Below are 19,769 nucleotides of genomic sequence, written 5' to 3' on the forward strand. Positions count from 1 at the left end.
CGGGGCGTGGGCGCGGCACCGCGCGCGATTTAAATAAGAATAATAATTATTACTCAAGACAATAAGAAATGAATTGAAGCCGGTGGCGCGGGATATTTTATCAAACCGCAGCATGAGGATGTTTAATAAATAACCATCGCTGCGGCATTTTATCGCCGGGACAGGGGCGGCAGGCTAAACCGGCGGGCGCTATCACCGGCGCTGCAACCCCCGTCCGGTGCCAGGGGGTTAATTTGTCGCGGGAGCGGATAAGTTCAGTCTGCCGACGGTCTGCTCAAACTGCGCCTCATCGCCCTGCGGCAGTTTTTTGAACGACACCTTGCCGCGATACACGTCGGAGTCGATTTTAACGATGTTCGGCTGGGTGCTCAGGTTGCCGACGGCGACACAATAATTGGTTACCTGGCTCAGCGATGGATCCCAAATATCGGCCATTTTATTACAGTCATCAATCCATAAAAATTTATCCCGGGCATTCAATTTCGCCAATTGCTGTTTTAACGGTGCGGATAAATACACGTCGAACATCGGCTCAATATTATTTTTATCAATTTTTAAAATCAACGGTATTTTAAATTGAACGCCGGAAAAGCCGATGGTTTTGGCATTTACATCAATTTTATATTTTTTTATCTTGGTCGGGAAATCCCACTGCCGGATAACATCCGGTATCCATGCGGTTATCTTATCATCGAGATTTAAAAAATAGGTTGATAACGATGTGGAGGATAAACTGCTCCGGCCCAGGCCGATATAGTTATCGCCCCCCAGCACATCCAATACAGTCGCGCCGTTATCCAGCGTGCTGCGCTTAACATTACTGACCTGGGGCTGCTCCTTGTCGCCGCGCAGGATAAAGAACAGATCCTTTCTGTCGTGCTGATTTAAAATATCATAGGCGGTATTGTTCATGGCCAGGTGATCGGAAGACACCACGATCACCGTATTTTTGAAATAGCCCGATGCGCGGATTTTTTTGATAAGCCCCGCGATATGCTCCTGGCTGCAGGCCACGGCGCTTAGGGAGCTGTTTTCCATATTGTCATACGCATAGGAGCGATTGGTGCAGGATCGCGAAATATATCCGTCCGGATGATGGGTGTCGACGGTCAGCGCAAATAAGGCAAACCGCTGTTTTTGTTGCGACAGCGCAATAAATTTATCATAGACCAGATCCAGCAGGGTATCGTCATACCAGCCCCACTCGTTGCGGTAGTCGGGATCCTTGACCAGTCCCTTAAGCTCCTGGAAACCATAGATATGCTCAAAACCATGGGACTTCAGGAACAGGCCTTTACCGGCAAACGCCATATCGGCCCCCTGGTAAAAATAGGTATCGTAACCGGAAGCCTGCAGTATATCGCCCAGGCAAATATCATGGGGGTAAAAGGTCGATAACGAACTTGAGGCATTGCCGTCAAAGGGGGCGAATAACGGAATGCCGCACTGCGACGCCACCATTCCGGCAATGGTGTAGCCGGTGCCGGGCAATTGGGTAGTATTGCTGAAATCTATAGCATCGTTTTTCTGACTGTTAAGCTCGGTGGTTAAACCGGCAAAGGCGTCCTGATCGAAATAGGTTCTTTCCAGGCTTTCGGCATAGATATAAATAAGGTTGGGGCTGTCTTTCGCCAGTGTTTTGGACGGGGTTCTGTAATAGGTATTAAAGTCCGTATCGCCGCTTGCCAACTGGGATTTAACCAGGCCGGCAATTTCACCGCTGGCCGGCGTGGCAATCACGGCGACCACGGCCAAAACGAGAGCCAGCAGGCCGTAAGCCGTACGGCCGCCGCCGGCTTTTCTGAATAGCAACAGCCATGACATCAGGCTGAACACCAGCAGGGAAGCCAGGATGAAACCGGCAAAGGGCAGGATGTACTTGCCTAATCCGGCGCCGGTTAAACTGCTGGTCAGGGTATACAGCACCGAATCATTGATGCCGGCGCCGGTAAAGTAATTACTGGCGACCCTGACTAAATTAAGCAGAATATAAATACCTAAAACAAACAGCACTAATGAAAACAAATATTTATTTTTTTTGGCTTTCGTTGAATAAATAATAACCGCCGCTATAAATAATACTATCGACAGGGTTTCCGCTGACATTGTTCTCCCTCCATCGGGCAGTAAGGGAAATACCTCCGGCTATAGCAGCAGCGTTTCAAGGCGGTCTTCCGGTAAGGGATGGGTGATAGTTATCTGTATAGCAATTAATCCGCTACGGCGCGAGATTTCATTACCGTTTTGTGACAAGCCGCGCCGGCGGGTGGTGCGGGTAAAAAGAATTGAACGGCGAAATACAAGAAATTATTTTTTTAATCAATTGATTTAAAACAGTAAAACTTCACCGCTCGGCTAAAAAGCAGGAGATGAATTCTTTTTGCGTTGACAAAAAGTTACATTTTTTTTACAGCGGAAAGCCCGGTGGGCGCGGGGAAAACGACGCAGCGGCCCTCATATCCGAGAGCCGCGCTGGCAGGGGTTTATTTAGGCAATGAATAGGCCTGGCGCGCCAGGAGCTTCCAGGCGCCCGCCGCATTTTTCTGCCATACCTGCATGACGCCGATTTTCACTTCGCCCGGCTTGCCGCCGTCTGCGGTTTTCGCCTGCAGGATATGCCTGACGATGGCCACGTCGCCGTCGACCTGCACGGTTTGGTCTTTGAGATCCAGCGTCAGGAATTTGGATTGACCGGTGACGATGGCATCGACAAATTCGGCGTTGTTCTGGATTTTACCGCTGGAGTGGCCGTAGCTCAGCGTCGGCGCGCCCACTTTCTCCAGATCGGCTTTCTTGGCGCTGACCATGGCCTGACGCATGGTTTCCACCGCCTTGGTTACCGCCGTGGCATCGGCGCTTTGGGCGAAACAGCTGCTGCTCAACAGCAATGAAAGAAGGGCCGCGCCTGCAATTTTATACATGGTTATTCCTTACCAGTGACATCGTTAAAGAGGGGCAATGCTAACCAATTTCATGAGGTTACCGTTGTGACTGATCTCATGTATTTCAAAAAAAATAGTTTTTATTTATTTTTAATAAAACATTGTTTTGAAATTATCTCAAGCAATTGTCCGCGGAACATTGTGCGGGATGGCGGCAAGCGTTTCAATGTGATTAAACTCACAATTTTTGGCATTAATAAATTATTACTACCACGGCAATCTGTGCCACCGGGTGTAAACCCCTGATTGACATTGCGTGGCGGTCATAGCAATCAGAAAAGATCAAAAAACTCGGAAATTATTAAAAGCACGGGATTTTTGCGGGGCAGGGGAAATTTACTGAGTGGAATGATGGCGTTACACACAGCACAAAATCAGGCCGGCAATTGCCGGCCCTCACCCTGATGTGTGTTCTATTCTTATAAAGTGTTTAGTTATTCTAAACAACTCTGATGTTAAGTGATGCTAAACAGATTATCAAGCTAACTTTACTCATATTTGAAGATGATTCCAAAACGCCTGAAAGAAGCCCGGCACAGGGCCCAGCTGACACAGGAAAAGCTGGCGGTCATGGCTGGCATCGATGAGTCCACCGCCCGTTCCAGAATTAGTCAGTATGAAAATGGGATATATCGTCCCAATTTTGAAACCTGCTGTGCGTTTGCCCGCATCCTGAACGTACCCGAATGCTATTTCTACACGCTGGACGATGAGTTTGCCGCCGCGCTGCTGGCGCTGTATGTCTCGCACGCGGCATCGGCCAATATGCGTCTGGCGTCGAATGAAGGAGAAGAAGAAAAAGAAGAAAAAGAAGAAAAAGACGCTGCCGACTGGCAAAAACGGGGTTAAGCCTACCGCCGCCAGGCCATCTTAGACCTAACCCTTTCCATTGCCGTATCGAGGCGTAGCAACGTCTCGCAGCCGCCATCCCGCCCCGCGTAAGCCTTGCCGTTCCGGCCAATTCCTTAAATGTGTTAAATTATTTCTTGAATCAATAAATAAGAAAGATAATAATTCTCATTTAGTTTCAATTTCATTCACCTGTCAATGGAAAGATATAATGAGAAGGGTCTTGCGCTTAACACGTTCCACTCTGCTGTGTTCACTCGCTTTCGCGGCGCCGTTATTCACCTATGCCGAGGATACCCTGGTGGTTACCGCGGCCCAGACGGCCGACAGCGCCGATGCGCCGACCCGGGGCTACACAGCCAACACCAGCCGCGGAGCGACCAAAACCGATCAGCCGCTGATTACCACCGGCCAGTCGGTGTCGGTGGTGACGCGCCGGCAAATGGACGATCAGGCCGCCCTGACGGTGAACAGCGCGTTGAATTATACGCCGGGGGTATTTACCAACTTCGCCGGCGGCGCGACCCGCTACGAGACCGTTTCCCTGCGCGGATTCCACGGCGGCGATACCAATAATACCTTCCTGGACGGCCTGCGGTTGATGAGCGACGGCGGCAGCTATAACAACCTGCAAATCGATCCCTGGTTCCTGGAGCGCGTCGATGTGATTCGCGGTCCGTCGTCGGCGCTTTACGGCCAGACCATTCCCGGCGGCCTGGTGATGATGACGTCCAGACGCCCCCGTTTTGCCAGCGAAGGGCATATCAAGCTGATGGCCGGCAATAACGCCACCACCGGCGCGGCGTTCGACTATACCGGCGCCGTCAGCGATCAATGGGCGTTCCGCCTGACGGGCATCACGCGCCATAGCGATACCCAGTACGATCACCAGCGCGAGGAACGCTATGCCATCGCGCCGTCGCTGTTATGGCAGCCGGACGGCAACACGTCGCTGCTGTTAAAAGCCTATCTGCAAAAAGATCCGTCGGGCGGTTATCACAGCGCGGTGCCGGCGGACGGCAGCCTGTACGCCAGCAGCGGCGCCAAGCTGGACCGCGGGTTTTTTGACGGCGAAAGCAGCCTGAATACCTTTAAGCGCCGCCAGCAAATCTACGGCTATGAATTCGACCATAGCATCGACGACGTCTGGTCAATCCGCTCCAACGGCAGTTATACCCATGCCAACGTCGACCAGCAGCAGGTTTACCAGATTGGCTGGAACAGCGATCGTACATTGCTTAACCGCTATTATTCCGGCGAATCGTCCTCGCTTGCCGCTTACGCCATGGATAACCAGCTGGTGGCCGATTTCAGCACCGGCGACCTACAGCATAAAGTGGTGCTGGGCGGTGAATACCATGAATATACCAACGACCTGTGGGACGACAGCGCCTACGCCACCCCGCTCAATGCGCTCACCGGCGTCAGCGGCGGCCCGGGGCTGTTCACCGACTACGGCCTGACCGTGCCGGGCGTCACGCGCGTCGATGCCAAACGCCGCTACTCACAAAGCGGGGTCTATCTGCAAGATGAGATGACGCTGGATAAATGGCACCTGGATCTGTCCGGGCGCTACGATCGCATCGTGGCCAAAAATACCACGTTCAATACCGACACCACCTACCGGCGCCAGGACGATCATATCAGCGGCCGCGGGTCGCTGCTGTATGCCTTTGACAGCGGCATTTCGCCTTATGTCAGCTTTAGCCAGGCCGTCACGCCGCAGGCCTTGTCCGGCGCCGACGGCAACCTGTTGAAACCGACCACCAGCGAGCAGTACGAAGCCGGGATAAAATACCAGCCCCCCGGTACTTCGTCGCTGTATACCCTGGCGATTTACGACCTGACGCAAAAAGATGTGGCCAACCGTATCGTGCAGGGCAGCTATTATGTCCCGGCGGGCAAGGTACATTCCCAGGGGATTGAACTGGAGGCCCGCACGCAGCTCACCGAGCGTCTGGCCGGCATAGCCGGCTATACCTATAACCGGGTACGCTTCAGGGACGCCGTGGACGGCAACGACGGCAACACGCCTTATGTCACGCCGGATCAGATGGCGTCGCTCTGGGCGCAGTACCAGGCGGATTACGGCATCAACCTGGGCGGCGGGGTGCGTTATATCGGCCGGCAGTGGGCAGATAATGAAAACACGCGGCGCGTGCCGTCGGTGACCCTGCTGGATGTTTCGCTACGCGCCGATCTTGCCGCCTGGAACCCGCAGTGGAAGGGGGCCTATGTGCAGCTTAACGCCAATAACCTCACCGATCGGAAATACGTGGCGGCCTGTTATGGCACCGGCTATTGCTATTGGGGCGCGGAGCGCTCGCTGGTGGCCACCGTGGGCTACGATTTCTGATCAACAGGCAAAAGGCACGGGCCGGGGCAAGGATGTCCAGGCGCGTCAAGGGGGAGGGGAGAGGTAAAATAGGCAGATGAGGGGGGGCGGGTTTCCCGCCCGCCCCTATACAGGATTACGCCGGAACGTTTTTCAGCACCAGCCGCTGGATTTTACCCACCACCAGCAAATAGCACAGCATCGACATAATGGCCGAGCAGCCGACAAAAATCAGCGCGCTGTTAAACGAGTGCAGATTCTTGACCAGAAAACCAATCAGCAACGGGGTGACGATGGAGGCGACATTGCCGAACACGTTGAAGATGGCGCCGCACAGGCCGATCACCTCTTTCGGCGCGGTATCCGCAATCACCGGCCAGCCCAGCGCGCCGAAGCCTTTACCGAAGAATGCCAGCGCCATCAGCGCCACCACCAGCACCGTATTATCGGTGTAGTTGCAAAGGATCATGCTGGATGCGAGCAGCATGCCGAACACGATCGGCGCCTTGCGGGCAAAGGTAAGCGAACAGCCGCGCTTAAGCAGGAAATCCGACACCACGCCGCCCGAAATACCGCCGACAAAACCGCATAACGCCGGAATGGAGGCGATGATGCCTACCTTAAGGATGCTCATCCCTTTTTCCTGCACCAGATAGATGGGGAACCAGGTCAGGAAGAACCAGGTAATGGTGTTGAGGAAATACTGGCCGAAAAAGATGCCCAGCATCATACGGCTGGTGAGCAGTTGCTTAACGTAGTTCCATTTCGGTCCGTTATCCTTCGCCTTTTTGCTGTCCATATTGACCACGCCGCCGCCCTGCTCGATATAATCCAGCTCGGCGCGCGACGCGTAGGGGGATTCAAACGGGTTATGGACAAATTTTATCCACAGAAACGTCAGGATAAAACCGATGACGCCCATGACGGTAAAGACGTGTTTCCAGCTCCACGCATAGACCAGCCAGCCCAGGAAAGGCGAAAAAATCGCCAGGGAAAAATACTGCGCGGCGTTGAAAATCGACGACGCCGTGGCGCGCTCCTTGGCCGGGAACCACGCGGCGACAATGCGGGCATTTGCCGGGAAAGCCGGGGCTTCGGCGAAACCCAGCAGGAACTGCAGCATAAACAGCGAAAAGACCGCCATCGGCACCGACAGCACTCCGACAAATCCTTGCAGCAGGGTGAACAATGACCAGAAAAACAAACTGTAGCTATAGACTTTAATCGACCCGAACCGGTCAAGCAGCCAGCCGCCGGGGATTTGCATCAACAGATAGGCGATGCCGAACGATGAAAAAATCATGCCCAGGTTGACCACATCCAGCCCCAAATCGTGGGACACCGCTGTGCCGGCTATCGACAGGGTAACCCGGTCGGCATAGTTAACCGCCGTAATAATAAATATAAATAACAGCACCACATAACGTACATGGGTCCTGCCTTTTTGGTCCAAAGTGGACTCGATTGCCATACGATGTCTCCGCGTTAACGCTGCGCGCCTAAGGCATTTATTCCCGGCGAATTGTCGCCGCCGCCATAGGCCTCATAATTAAAATACTGCCTGTCGGTAGGGGACTGGGTATACGTTGAATGGGTATCGGCGCGATACGTAAAAAAGAAGAGGTATCAATCGCCATCCGTAATTTGAGCAGGCAGTATAAAAATGGCGCCAGGGTAAGTCATTATGCAAATGACCAATATTAGAGCCGGGATTAGGACTATTTTTGTGGGAACATGGAGTCTGTGCGGTGGATCATAAATATGGGTTTTAGATAATTTTTAATTTTAATATTGCGATGGTGATCACAATTTATAGGTATTTCGCCGCATAATAAATTAAAAAATTATGGAGAGAGATGTTTTTGCCCAACTGCGGCATCCCTTTTTCGGCCGGGTTAGTATTCCACGATTAGTTGATAAATTAAACTAAATTTGTAATGGCGTGGATATTCTCCGTACGGCAAAGCACGGCATTATTCATATTCATAATAATGAAATGCCGTTTTAATTTAAAAACACCGGTAATTATCACGCTGATATCGGCAATAAGCGCAGGCGCGGTCAACGGTCGGCGCACGGTGAATCCGCGGGGGGAATGAACCGGGCAGCCTGTTTCCCCCGGCGCGTTAGCCGCAGGAAACAGGCGTGATTTACGGGCCATGCCGGCCCCGGGTAGGATCAATAAGGCGCGTCGGGCGTGGTGATGCGGATCAGCTTTTCATTGACGAATTCATGAATCCCCGCCGGGGATTGTTCGCGGCCATAGCCGGAGTTTTTGGTGCCGCCAAACGGCAGCTCCGGGGCAATACCTGTGGTATGGTTGATATAGACCATACCGGAATCGATTTGCCGCGCCACCGCCACGGCCCTGGCGGTATCGGTGCCGAAGACGGTGCCCCCCAGGCCGAAGATGGAGTCGTTGGCCAGCGCAATCGCCTGCGCCTCGTCCTTGACGGCATACACGCACAGCACCGGTCCGAAGATTTCCTCGGCGTAGGCCGCCATGCCGGGTTTGATGCCGGTGAGGATGGTCGGTTCCATATACGCGCCCGGCCGGTCCACGCGGTGGCCGCCGTAGATCAGTTTGGCGCCTTCCTTCACTGCGGTTGCCACCTGCTCAACGATCTCCCCGGCCGCTTTTTCACTGCTGAGCGGGGCGAGCTGCGTGGACGGATCCAGCGGGTCGCCGATCCTGATCTTTTCATAAATGGCCCGCGCCTTGGCGATAAATGCCTCGGCGACGTCTTCCAGCACGATAATACGCTTGGGCGACACACAGACCTGGCCGGCGTTCCATAAACGTCCCATGGCGGCGGTTTTTACCGCCAGATCAAGATCGGCATCCGCCAGCACCACAAAGGCGTCGCTGCCGCCGAGCTCCAGGGTCGATTTCTTGACATGTTTGCCGGCCTCGGCGGCAAAGCTTGATCCCGCCGCCTCGCTGCCGGTCAGGGACACGCCCTTGATGCGCTTATCGCCTATTAATTGCGATACCTTGGCGCCGGGCACGAACAGGTTAGTGTAAACGCCCACGGGCGCGCCGGCATCGATAAAGATACGCTCCATCATGGCCGCGCACTGCGGTACGTTGGAGGCGTGTTTCAACACCATGGTATTCCCGGCCATGATATTCGGCGCCGCCGAACGGGTGATCTGGTAGAACGGGAAATTCCAGGGCTGCACGCTCAGCAGCACGCCGAGGGGGTCATAGCTGAGAAACGCGCTGCCAATCCCGGTTTCCAGGGGCTTGTCGGCCAGGAACCGTTCGCCGTGATCGGCATAATAATCAAATATATCGGCGCACAGTTGCACTTCGCCCACGCCTTCGGCGTGCAGTTTGCCCATTTCAATGGTACACAGCTTGCCCAGCTCATCCTGGCGATCGCGCAAAATGGCGGCCACGTTATGCAGCAGTTTGGCCCGCTCGGCGAACGGGGTTTTTTTCCATTGCTGGAAGGCGGCGTCGGCGGCGGCCAGGATCTGTTCGATCTGCTGGTCGGACATAACGTCGAATTGTTTTTCGATTTTATTGGTGGCGGGATTAACCGTTTTGATCGACGACGATGCGGCTGTCTGTACGCTCATGATAATGCTGTCCTTATGAAACGACCGGTGATGTGAAGGATCTAACGCCATATCCTGTGCATGCAGTATAGTCCCCCACGGAATTATTCCTCAATGTATTACCCTATCGAAGCCATCGGCCGATTGACGCCCGCACGCGTGTTTTCATGCCCGCTCCCGCCCGGAACAGGCGGTTAGGTCGCGCGCCGCGCGCTTATGGCTTGATGTTTTTTTCTAATGATATACTATACCCCCCTATACTATATTTTCTTACGGGTCGGGAAATGCCTCGTTCAGCTGAAGATAAAAAACGCGTCCTGCTGCGGGTCCGGCGCATCAAAGGGCAGGTGGAGGCGCTGGAGCGCGGCCTGGAAACGGGCGTCGACTGCGGCGCGCTGCTGCAGCAGATCGCCGCCATCCGCGGCGCTTCCCACGGCCTGATGTCTGAAATTATGGAAATTCATATCCGCGACGAACTGGGCGAGGAAGACCTGACGCCGGCGCAGAAGGCGGCCCGGCTTAACGATGTCGCCAGCCTGGTGCGTTCCTATTTGAAGTAATGACGCCGTCGACGGTAAGATGTCGACCGGTGCTGTTTATGATTGGAGAACCTTTATGAAATCTCGTGCAGCCGTTGCCTTCGGGCCGGGCCAGCCTCTCAAAATCGTTGAGATTGACGTTGCGCCGCCGCAAAAGGGCGAGGTGCTGGTGAGGATTACCCACACCGGCGTCTGCCACACCGACGCTTTCACCCTGTCGGGAGACGACCCCGAAGGGCTGTTTCCCGCCGTGCTGGGCCATGAGGGCGGCGGCATTGTAATGGAAGTGGGCGAAGGCGTAACCAGCGTCAAGCCCGGCGATCATGTCATTCCCCTGTATACCGCCGAATGTGGCGTCTGCAAATTCTGCACCTCCGGCAAGACCAACCTGTGCCAGGCGGTACGCGTTACGCAGGGTAAGGGCCTGATGCCGGACGGCACCACCCGTTTTTCCTATAACGGTCAGCCCCTTTATCACTATATGGGCACCAGTACCTTCAGCGAATATACCGTGGTGGCCGAGATTTCCCTGGCGGTGATCAATCCCCAGGCGCCGCTGGAAAAGGTCTGCCTGCTCGGCTGCGGCGTCACCACCGGCATCGGCGCGGTGCATAACACCGCCAAGGTCAAGGCCGGCGACACCGTCGCCATTTTCGGCCTGGGCGGCATAGGCCTTGCAGCGATCCAGGGCGCGGTGCAGGCCAAGGCCGGGCGGATTATCGCCGTCGACACCAATCCGGGTAAATTTGATCTGGCCCGCTCGATGGGCGCCACCGATTGCATCAATCCCAAGGATCATGCGCGGCCGATCCAGGAGGTGATTGTCGAACTCACCGACGGCGGCGTGGATTTTAGTTTTGAATGCATCGGCAACGTCGATGTTATGCGCGCGGCGCTCGAGTGTTGCCACAAGGGCTGGGGCGAAAGCATCATTATCGGCGTAGCCGGCGCCGGCAAGGAGATCCGCACCCGTCCGTTCCAACTGGTTACCGGCCGGGTATGGCGCGGGTCCGCCTTCGGCGGCGTCAAGGGGCGCACGCAGTTGCCGGGCATGGTGGAGCAGGCCATGGCCGGTGAAATCAATCTCGATCCCTTTATCACCCATACCCTGCCGCTGGAGCGGATTAACGACGCGTTCGATTTAATGCATGAAGGTAAATCCATTCGCACCGTAATCCACTTCTGACGCCGTCCCACGCGCCGTCGCTGGATGTAACGCCGGCGGCTCGGGGGAGGCTTATAGCCCCCGCGGCGAGGGTTCGTTTGCCGTGCGTTAGCGGAAGGCAAGGCTTATGCCGCCTCGGCGACGGTTCGTTTGCCGTGCGTTAGCGGGAGGCAAGGCTTATGCCGCCTCGGCGAGGGTCCGTTTGCCGTGCGTTAGCGGAAGGCAAGGCTTATGCCGCCTCGGCGAGGGTCGGTTTGCCGTGCGTTAGCGGGAAGCAAGGCTTATGCCGCCTCGGCGAGGGTTCGTTTGCCGTGCGTTAGCGGGAGGCAAGGCTTATGCCGCCTCGGCGAGGGTTCGTTTGCCGTGCGTTAGCGGGAGGCAAGGCTTATGCCGCCTCGGCGAAGGTTCGTTTGCCGTGCGTTAGCGGAAGGCAAGGCTTATGCCGCCTCGGCGAAGGTTTCGCTTGCCGTGCGTTAGCGGGAGGCAAGGCTTATGCCGCCTCGGCGAGGGTTCGTTTGCCGTGCGTTAGCGGGAGGCAAGGCTTATGCCGCCTCGGCGAAGGTTTCGCTTGCCGTGCGTTCGGTGGTTATATGGCGTGTCCGGTGCCGGCAAGCGACAAAGAGGCCGTACCGCGACGGCCTCCTTGACCTCCGCGCGTCCGGCAGGTCGTGCGCCGCTGCGCGGTTCCCGGCATCACCCATCCCGGCTTTGGGACCGTCCGGGATGCGCTCCCGGCGCAGCCCGGACTTTCGCCGCTCCCGGCGGCTCATCCCGCCATGATGGGCGCTGCCGGCGCACTCTATGCCGGCACCACGTCAACACCATCGTCTGTGAGTAAAACAGCGTTTTTAGGTTTCTTGCGGCATGCACTTACCGGGAAAAATATCAGCACCCATTTGGGATATGAGCTAAGAGATAAAAGCTAAAAGCTAAAAGCTAAAAGCTAAAAGCTAACGCTTACTGCTAAAACTCAAAACTCAATATGCAAAACAGAATAATGAATGTCTTACTGCCTGACTGCATTTTGCTGTGCCGACGGCATTCCATCGCCATTGCATCCCTAATGGTCAATCCTATGCCGACGCCAGTCCCTATCCTAAGCAGCAGCGCCGCAGTCACTTCATAAAACGCTTGGCCAACAGCGACATGTGGACCGGCATAAAGCGCGCTGACGGCGCCTGTGCCCCCGGCATGAGCCGCCGGGAGCGGCGAAAGGCCCGGTGGCGCCGGGAGCGCTAACCGGGCCGGTGCATAACGGGGGAACTGGCGGCGGAAGGCATCGCGCAGCGACGCGCGACCTGCCGGGCGCGCGGAGGTCAAGGAGGCCGTCGCGCTACGGCCTCCTTGTCGCTTGCCGGCGCCCGGCACTGCATATAAACACCGAACGCACGGCAAGCGAAACCCCGGCCGTGGCAACATAAACCCCCCAGCTCCGGCGATAAAAATCCCCCGCCGTGGCAACATAAACCCCCCAACTACGGCGATAAAAATCCCCCGCCACGGCGACATTCACCCCAGCGGGCATCCTTATTGCCAGACCGCACCCGCCCCATGGCGCGCTTGCAATCAAAAAATAAGCCCCGCAGGCCCCGCCCGCAACGCAGACGCGTTAAAGAGTGAGCGAACCCGCCAAATCCCGCTATTTCCCATACGGCAAATAATGATTGCTCAGCATGCATTTTTTGAGGCTGTAAAACTCGCCCGGCGGTGCTATTTATAATCCCAGGTATTTCATCGAAAGTTATGCGGGCCATCATGACGAATTAACGCAGGGCGTTTTAATCGCATTGGTTTTAAACCACGAAGATAGCAACGCCTTATTGTATTTAACCTCACAAGGCTGGATGGGGATTATCCGCCAAGGCGGACTATTGCCCGGCACTGGCAGACCGATGAAATAAACATAATTCTATTCCATCCGGAGAAATATAATGTCGCAAACAGAGGCATGGGAAAAACTTGCCAATAAAGAATTGGGACGGCTGGGCAAAAGCGTCGACGATTTAACTACCCTCACTGCGGAAGAAATCAGCATCAAGCCGCTTTACACCGCCGACGACCTGTCCGACCTGGAGGTCACCGGTTCGCTGCCGGGCATGGCGCCCTTTGTGCGCGGTCCCCGCGCAACGATGTACGCCGCCCAGCCCTGGACCATTCGCCAGTATGCCGGGTTTTCCACCGCCACTGAATCCAACGCCTTTTACCGCCGCAACCTGGCGGCCGGCCAAAAGGGGCTCTCCGTCGCCTTCGATTTGCCTACCCATCGCGGTTACGACTCGGATAATGAACGCGTGGCCGGCGACGTCGGCAAAGCCGGCGTGGCTATCGACAGCGTCGAAGACATGAAAATACTGTTCGACCAAATCCCGCTGGATAAAATGTCGGTGTCCATGACCATGAACGGTGCGGTGATCCCCATCATGGCGTTTTATATCGTGGCCGCCGAAGAGCAGGGCGTGCCGCCGGCAGCGCTGACCGGTACCATCCAAAATGATATTTTAAAAGAATACCTTTGCCGCAATACCTATATTTATCCGCCCAAACCCTCGATGCGCATTATTTCCGATATTATTGCCTACTGTTCCGGCAATATGCCCAAATTCAACACCATCAGCATCAGCGGCTACCATATGGGCGAAGCCGGGGCCAACTGCGTACAGCAGGTGGCGTTTACCATCGCCGACGGCATTGAATATATCCAGGCGGCGCTGGCCGCCGGCCTGGATATAGATGACTTCGCGCCGCGCCTGTCGTTTTTCTTCGGCATCGGCATGGACCTGTTTATGAATGTCGCCATGCTGCGCGCCGCCCGTTATTTATGGAGCGAGGCGGTAAGCGGTTTTGGTTCCACCAACCCCAAATCCCAGGCGCTGCGCACCCATTGCCAAACCTCGGGCTGGAGCCTGACGGAACAAGACCCCTACAATAATGTCATCCGCACCACCGTCGAAGCGCTGGCGGCGGTACTGGGCGGCACGCAGTCGCTGCATACCAACGCCTTTGACGAGGCGCTGGGGCTGCCCACCGATTTCTCCGCCCGCATCGCCCGCAACACCCAAATTATCCTGCAGGAAGAATCGGCGGTGTGCCGTACCGTCGATCCCCTTGCCGGTTCGTATTATGTGGAAAATCTCACCGACCAGGTCGTCAAGGCGGCGCGGGAAATTATCCGCCAGATAGGCGAGGTGGGCGGCATGGCCAAAGCCATTGAGGCCGGCCTGCCCAAGCGCATGATTGAAGAAGCCTCCGCCCGCCAGCAGTCGCTTATCGACCAGGGCAAACGGGTGATTGTCGGGGTGAACAAATACAAGCTGGCGCAGGAAGACGCCACCTCGGTGCTGGAAATCGATAACGTCAAGGTGCGCCAGGAACAGGTCGAACGCCTGCGGCAAATCCGCGCCGCCCGCGACGGCGGCGCCGTTGCCGACGCGCTCGGCATGATCAGCCGGGCGGCGCGCGACGGGGGCAACCTGTTGGAAGCGGCGATCCACGCCGCGCGGAGCCGCGCCACGCTCGGCGAAATTTCAACCGCCATCGAGGACGCCTTCGGCCGCTACCTGGTGCAGACCAACTGCGTGACCGGCGTTATCGCCAACAGTTACCACCAGAGCGCGGAAGGCGCGGCGGAATTTGATCAGATCAAGGCCGCCACCGACCGCTTCCTGGCCGAACAGGGGCGCCGCCCGCGCATTCTGGTGGCTAAAATGGGCCAGGACGGCCACGACCGCGGGGCCAAGGTGATTGCCAGCGCCTACTCCGACCTCGGGTTTGACGTCGATCTCAGTCCGATGTTTTCCACGCCGGAGGAAATCGCCAAGCTGGCGGTGGAAAATGACGTGCACGTGATCGGCGCCTCTTCGCTTGCCGCCGGCCATAAGACGCTAATTCCGGCGCTGGTGGCTGCGCTGGCCGGCTACGGCCGTCAGGATATCAAGGTGGTGGCGGGCGGGGTGATACCGCCGCAGGATTATGATTTCCTCTACCGCCGGGGCGTGGCCGCCATCTACGGGCCGGGCACGCCGATGCTGGCCAGCGTGCGCGATGTGCTGGATAAAATCGGGCTTTGCCATGCTTAGCGCCGGCCAGTTGGATCAGACTGTCGGGCAATTGCTGGCGGGCGATCGGGTGGCCCTGGCGCAGGGGATGACGCTTATCGAAAGCGTCCACCCCGCGCATCAGGCGCTGGCCACGCAACTGCTCGACCGCATCATGCCCCATACCGGCCGGGCGAAACGGCTGGGTATTACCGGCGTGCCGGGCGCCGGCAAAAGCACGTTTCTCGAGGCCCTGGGCGGTTACGTGCTGACGCTGGGCCTGAAAGTGGCGGTTATCGCCATCGACCCCAGCAGCCCGCTCAGCGGCGGCAGCATCCTCGGCGATAAAACCCGCATGTCGCTGCTTTCCCGCGCGCAGCGGGCGTTTATCCGCCCGGTGCCCACCGGCGGCTACCTGGGCGGGACCAGCCGCCGTACCCGCGAACTGATGCTGCTGTGCGAGGCGGCGGGCTATGACCTGGTGATCGTGGAAACCGTGGGGGTCGGGCAAAGCGAAGTGGATATCGCCCAACTGGTGGACTGTTTTCTCTCGCTGCAGCTGGCCGGCGCCGGCGATGAACTGCAGGGCATCAAAAAAGGCATTATGGAAATGGCCGATATTATCGTCATCAACAAAGATGACGGCGATAACCGCGCCCGGGTGGCGCTCACGGCGCACATGTACCGGGCCTCGCTCGCCATCATGCGGCGCAAATATCCGGCCTGGACGCCGCCGGTGCTGACCTGCAGCGCCCTGGAAGCGCGGGGCATCGCCGAGCTCTGGCGCGCCGTCGGCGATTTTTATGATCGGATGGCGGTGGATAACGGACTGATGGCGCTGCGCAAACGCCAGCAGCTGGATGCCATGCGCAGGCAGATCGAGGAAAACACCCTGGCGGCCCTGTTCGCCCGCGGCGATATCCAGGACCGGTACCGGCAGGCGCTGGAGCAGGTGGAAAACCACCGCGTATCGCCGCGCGCCGGCGTGGACAGCGTCACCCACTTTATTGTTGAAAAATTAAACCATTAAGGGAAATGAATTATGGCGTACGAATTTGTCAAAGTGCTGATCGAAAACCGGGTGGGTATTATTGAGTTTAACTATGCCAAAAAGCTTAATGCGCTGAGCGCGGTGTTTATCCGCGATATCCTGCAGGCGCTGGAAGATCTGAATAATATCGATATCCGCTGCGTTATCCTGCGCGCGCCGAAAGGCTCCAAGGTTTTCTCCGCCGGCCATGATATCTATGAGTTGCCGAAAACCCGGCGCGACCCGCTGGCCTACGACGACCCGCTGCGCCAGATCACCCGCGCCATCCAGAAATTTCCCAAGCCGATTATCTCCATGGTGGAAGGCAGCGTCTGGGGCGGGGCGTTTGAACTGATCATGAGTTCCGATATCATTATTTCCAGCAACCTGTCCACCTTCTCCATGACCCCGGTCAACCTGGGCGTGCCCTACAACCTGGTGGGCATCCATAACCTGATCCGCGACGCCGGTTTTCATATCGTCAAGGAGCTTATCTTTACCGCCGCGCCGATCTCCGCCGAACGGGCGCTAAACGTCGGCATTCTTAACCATATCGTCGATCCATCCGAGCTGGAGTCCTTCACGATGCGCATGGCCTGCGTGATTGCTGAAAAGGCGCCGCTGGCGGTGGCGGTGATCAAGGAAGAACTCCGGGTGCTCGGCGAAGCCCATACCCTCAATTCCGATGAGTTCGAACGTATTCAGGGGCTGCGCAGGGTGGTGTACGACAGCCAGGATTACCAGGAAGGGATGGCGGCCTTTATGGAAAAACGCAAGGCGAATTTTATCGGCCACTAAGCCGCGCGGTGAACCGGCGCAAGGAGTGATCAGGATGAACCAGGATTTTACGGTAATGACGGCGGATGAAGCCGCGCAATTAATCTCCCATGGCGATATGGTGGCCTTTAGCGGCTTTACCCCGGCCGGCGCCCCCAAAGCCCTGCCCGCGGCCATGGCCCGGCGGGCGATAGCGCTGCACCTGCGGGAACAGCCTTATCGCATCAAACTGCTCACCGGGGCGTCCATCGGCGCGCTGGCGGACAACCAGCTCGCGGAAGCCGACGCCGTGGAGTGGCGCGCGCCGTACCAGACCGCGCCTGCGCTGCGCGATAAGATAAACCAGGGCGCGGTGAATTTTGTCGACCTGCATCTGAGCGAAGTGGCGCAAATGGTCAATTACGGCTTTTTCGGCCCGATTGATATCGCGGTTATCGAAGCCTCGGCGGTGACCAGGGAAGGTCGGGTGTACCTGACCAGCGGCATCGGTAACGCGCCGGTCTACCTGCAGCAGGCGCGGCGGGTCATTATTGAGCTTAACGACTATCATTCCCCGCGCATCCGCGAGATGAGCGATATCGTTTCCCTCGGCGCGCCGCCGTTGCGCACCATGGTGCCGATTTTCCATACCCTGGATCGGGTTGGGGAAAATTATGTGCAAATCGACCCGCAAAAAATCATCGCCGTGGTGCCCACCCATCTGGCGGACCAGATTACCGAGTTCGGCAACGAGAATCCGCTGTGCCTGCAAATCGCCCGCAACGTCGAGCAGTTTCTGCTGAAGGAACTGCACGCCAAACGCATTCCCGACGGGTTCCTGCCGTTGCAGAGCGGCGTCGGCAATATCAACAACGCGGTGCTGAAGGTGTTGGGCCGGAATCCGGATATTCCGCCGTTTATGATGTATTCAGAGGTGCTGCAGACCTCGGTCATCGAACTGCTCGAGCAGGAGCGGATTATCGGCGCCAGCGCCTCGAGCCTCACCGTGCCGCCCTCGGTGCTGGAGCGGATTTATCAGAATATGGACTTTTTCAGCGAGCGCATCGTGCTGCGGCCGCAGGAAATTTCCAATAATCCGGAAATCATCCGCCGTCTGGGGGTCATTGCCCTGAATGTCGGCCTGGAGTTCGACATCTACGGCCATGCCAATTCCACCCATGTGGCCGGCGTCAATTTAATGAACGGCATCGGCGGCAGCGGCGATTTCGAGCGCAATGCCTATCTATCCATCTTTATGGCGCCGTCCATTGCCAAGGGCGGCAAGATCTCCACCATCGTGCCGATGTGCTCCCATGTGGATCACAGCGAACACAGCGTGAAAGTGATTATCACCGAACACGGCGTGGCCGACCTGCGCGGGCTGTCGCCCATCCAGCGCGCCGAGGCCATTATCGGCAACTGCGCCCATCCGATGTACCGGGACTATCTGTATACCTACCTGGCGCGGGGTAAAAGCGGCCATATACATCACGATCTGGCCCATGCCTTCGATTTGTACCAGAACCTGGAACAGTACGGCAGCATGCTAGTGTGAGGACGGCGGCTCATCGGCGGTGGTGCCGTTGCGGTCATGCTCAATGGCAGCCACCAGCCGGCCGATGGTTTTACAGTTGCGCAGCGAATAGAGATATTCCGGCATGTACATCGGCTTATTGGGCGCGTCAAAGTATTTCAGACTGGCGGGATTGACAAACCGGTAGGCGAAATGGGGCACCACCGTCAGGAATTGCCCGCGGCTGACGGCGCTGATCTTGGCCAGGAAGCTGTAGGGACGATAGATAATGGTGGGGGTAATGCCGGCATAACGGAAGTGCGAGTCGATAAGCGACTCGAAATTGGCCCGGTGCTGGAACCGCATCTGCAGCCAGGGCAGGGTATGCAGCAGCACGCTGGCCTGCACATTGTCATGGATGCGCGATACCAGGAATCCCAGCCGCAGCGGTTCAAGCGGCGTTATCAGCATGCTGGACATTTCGGCGATGCGCGTCGAGGCCTGCTGCGGCGAGATAATCATGTCCACGTCATGGTCCAGCAGGCCGGAAACCAGATCGTTTTCATTAAAATCGAAGGGTTTGGTGGTAAAGCCGTCAAACTTGTCGCCCAGGCTGATAAGCTGATCGAAGATCATCGTCGGGTAAGCGGTGTCGATGCCGATAACGCAGTGTTTCTGATGGTGGCTGGCGGCCAGCATGATATCCGCGTCGATGCTTGCCAGACGCTGGTAGATGGGATAAAGCATCTGGTACAGCTCCTGCCCGGCCTTGTTCAGGCTGATGCTGTTATCGGTGCGCGAGAACAGCTCATAACCGACCATCTCCTCCAGCGCGGCGATGCTTTTACCGAAGGGCGAGGCGGTCATATGCAGTTTTTCGGCGGCTTTGGCGATATTGTTGGTCTGGGCCAACACGATAAAATTCACCAGCTTCTTGGAAACAAAAATACTCATAAGTGCTTTTCACGCCCTGCCGCCGATACGTCTGTCCCGCCGCCGCGCCGCCATGGCCGGAAAAAGCCCACGACAAAACGGCCGCCAC

Annotated in this window: 12 protein-coding genes and 1 pseudogene; 8 read left to right on the forward strand and 5 right to left on the reverse strand. The window is 56.8% G+C overall.

Going from position 1 to position 19,769, the window contains the following annotated elements; genetic code table 11:
* Positions 1-228 precede the first annotated feature (228 nt).
* Together opgB and ACL2XQ_RS07690 are read right to left on the reverse strand one after the other, a co-directional pair.
* Positions 229-2,106, reverse strand: coding sequence for a phosphatidylglycerol--membrane-oligosaccharide glycerophosphotransferase (opgB, locus tag ACL2XQ_RS07685; protein WP_413722463.1), 1,878 nt, complete (start codon positions 2,104-2,106; stop codon positions 229-231).
* Between the two features lie 377 nt (positions 2,107-2,483).
* Complete coding sequence (locus ACL2XQ_RS07690; RefSeq protein ID WP_413722464.1) at positions 2,484-2,921, reverse strand: nuclear transport factor 2 family protein; 438 nt, start codon at positions 2,919-2,921, stop codon at positions 2,484-2,486.
* 525 nt (positions 2,922-3,446) lie between these two features.
* Between ACL2XQ_RS07690 and ACL2XQ_RS07695 the strand changes: the two are divergent.
* Positions 3,447-3,692: pseudogene (locus tag ACL2XQ_RS07695) on the forward strand (helix-turn-helix transcriptional regulator); the annotation flags it as partial.
* 310 nt (positions 3,693-4,002) lie between these two features.
* On the forward strand, positions 4,003-6,147 hold the full coding sequence (locus tag ACL2XQ_RS07700; protein WP_413730676.1) for a TonB-dependent siderophore receptor: 2,145 nt from the start codon (positions 4,003-4,005) through the stop codon (positions 6,145-6,147).
* 115 nt (positions 6,148-6,262) lie between these two features.
* Here ACL2XQ_RS07700 and ACL2XQ_RS07705 read toward each other — a convergent pair whose 3' ends face one another.
* Both ACL2XQ_RS07705 and ACL2XQ_RS07710 read right to left on the reverse strand, forming a co-directional pair.
* Positions 6,263-7,597, reverse strand: a complete 1,335-nt coding sequence (locus tag ACL2XQ_RS07705; RefSeq protein WP_410015689.1) for an MFS transporter — start codon at positions 7,595-7,597, stop codon at positions 6,263-6,265.
* Positions 7,598-8,304: 707 nt separating this feature from the next.
* Complete coding sequence (locus ACL2XQ_RS07710; RefSeq protein WP_413740205.1) at positions 8,305-9,711, reverse strand: NAD-dependent succinate-semialdehyde dehydrogenase; 1,407 nt, start codon at positions 9,709-9,711, stop codon at positions 8,305-8,307.
* 263 nt (positions 9,712-9,974) lie between these two features.
* Here ACL2XQ_RS07710 and ACL2XQ_RS07715 point away from each other — a divergent pair, with 263 nt between their 5' ends.
* From ACL2XQ_RS07715 to ACL2XQ_RS07740, 6 genes are all read left to right on the forward strand, one after another.
* Positions 9,975-10,250, forward strand: a complete 276-nt coding sequence (locus ACL2XQ_RS07715) for a metal/formaldehyde-sensitive transcriptional repressor (RefSeq protein ID WP_410015687.1) — start codon at positions 9,975-9,977, stop codon at positions 10,248-10,250.
* A gap of 55 nt (positions 10,251-10,305) precedes the next feature.
* Positions 10,306-11,415, forward strand: coding sequence for an S-(hydroxymethyl)glutathione dehydrogenase/class III alcohol dehydrogenase (locus ACL2XQ_RS07720; RefSeq protein WP_413722466.1), 1,110 nt, complete (start codon positions 10,306-10,308; stop codon positions 11,413-11,415).
* A gap of 1,910 nt (positions 11,416-13,325) precedes the next feature.
* Entirely contained in the window at positions 13,326-15,470 is a 2,145-nt protein-coding gene (gene scpA / locus ACL2XQ_RS07725) for a methylmalonyl-CoA mutase (protein WP_410015685.1), read from the forward strand.
* Positions 15,463-16,458: a methylmalonyl Co-A mutase-associated GTPase MeaB gene (meaB, locus tag ACL2XQ_RS07730; RefSeq protein ID WP_413740509.1), complete on the forward strand. Its 996-nt coding sequence runs from the start codon at positions 15,463-15,465 to the stop codon at positions 16,456-16,458. The genes scpA and meaB overlap by 8 nt, the downstream gene beginning before the upstream one ends.
* 12 nt (positions 16,459-16,470) lie before the next feature.
* The gene (scpB, locus tag ACL2XQ_RS07735; protein ID WP_410015684.1) at positions 16,471-17,256 is read left to right on the forward strand and encodes a methylmalonyl-CoA decarboxylase; all 786 of its coding nucleotides are present in this window, start codon (positions 16,471-16,473) and stop codon (positions 17,254-17,256) included.
* 34 nt (positions 17,257-17,290) lie between these two features.
* Positions 17,291-18,769, forward strand: a complete 1,479-nt coding sequence (locus tag ACL2XQ_RS07740; RefSeq protein ID WP_410015683.1) for a succinate CoA transferase — start codon at positions 17,291-17,293, stop codon at positions 18,767-18,769.
* Here ACL2XQ_RS07740 and srsR read toward each other — a convergent pair.
* Positions 18,761-19,681 (reverse strand): LysR family transcriptional regulator SrsR, encoded by a 921-nt coding sequence (gene srsR / locus ACL2XQ_RS07745; RefSeq protein WP_413740207.1) that lies wholly within the window; start codon positions 19,679-19,681, stop codon positions 18,761-18,763. The genes ACL2XQ_RS07740 and srsR overlap by 9 nt on opposite strands.
* Between the last annotated feature and the right edge of the window lie 88 nt (positions 19,682-19,769).

The sequence above is a fragment of the Sodalis sp. RH14 genome, assembly GCF_047324285.1.
GTDB lineage: Bacteria > Pseudomonadota > Gammaproteobacteria > Enterobacterales > Enterobacteriaceae > Acerihabitans.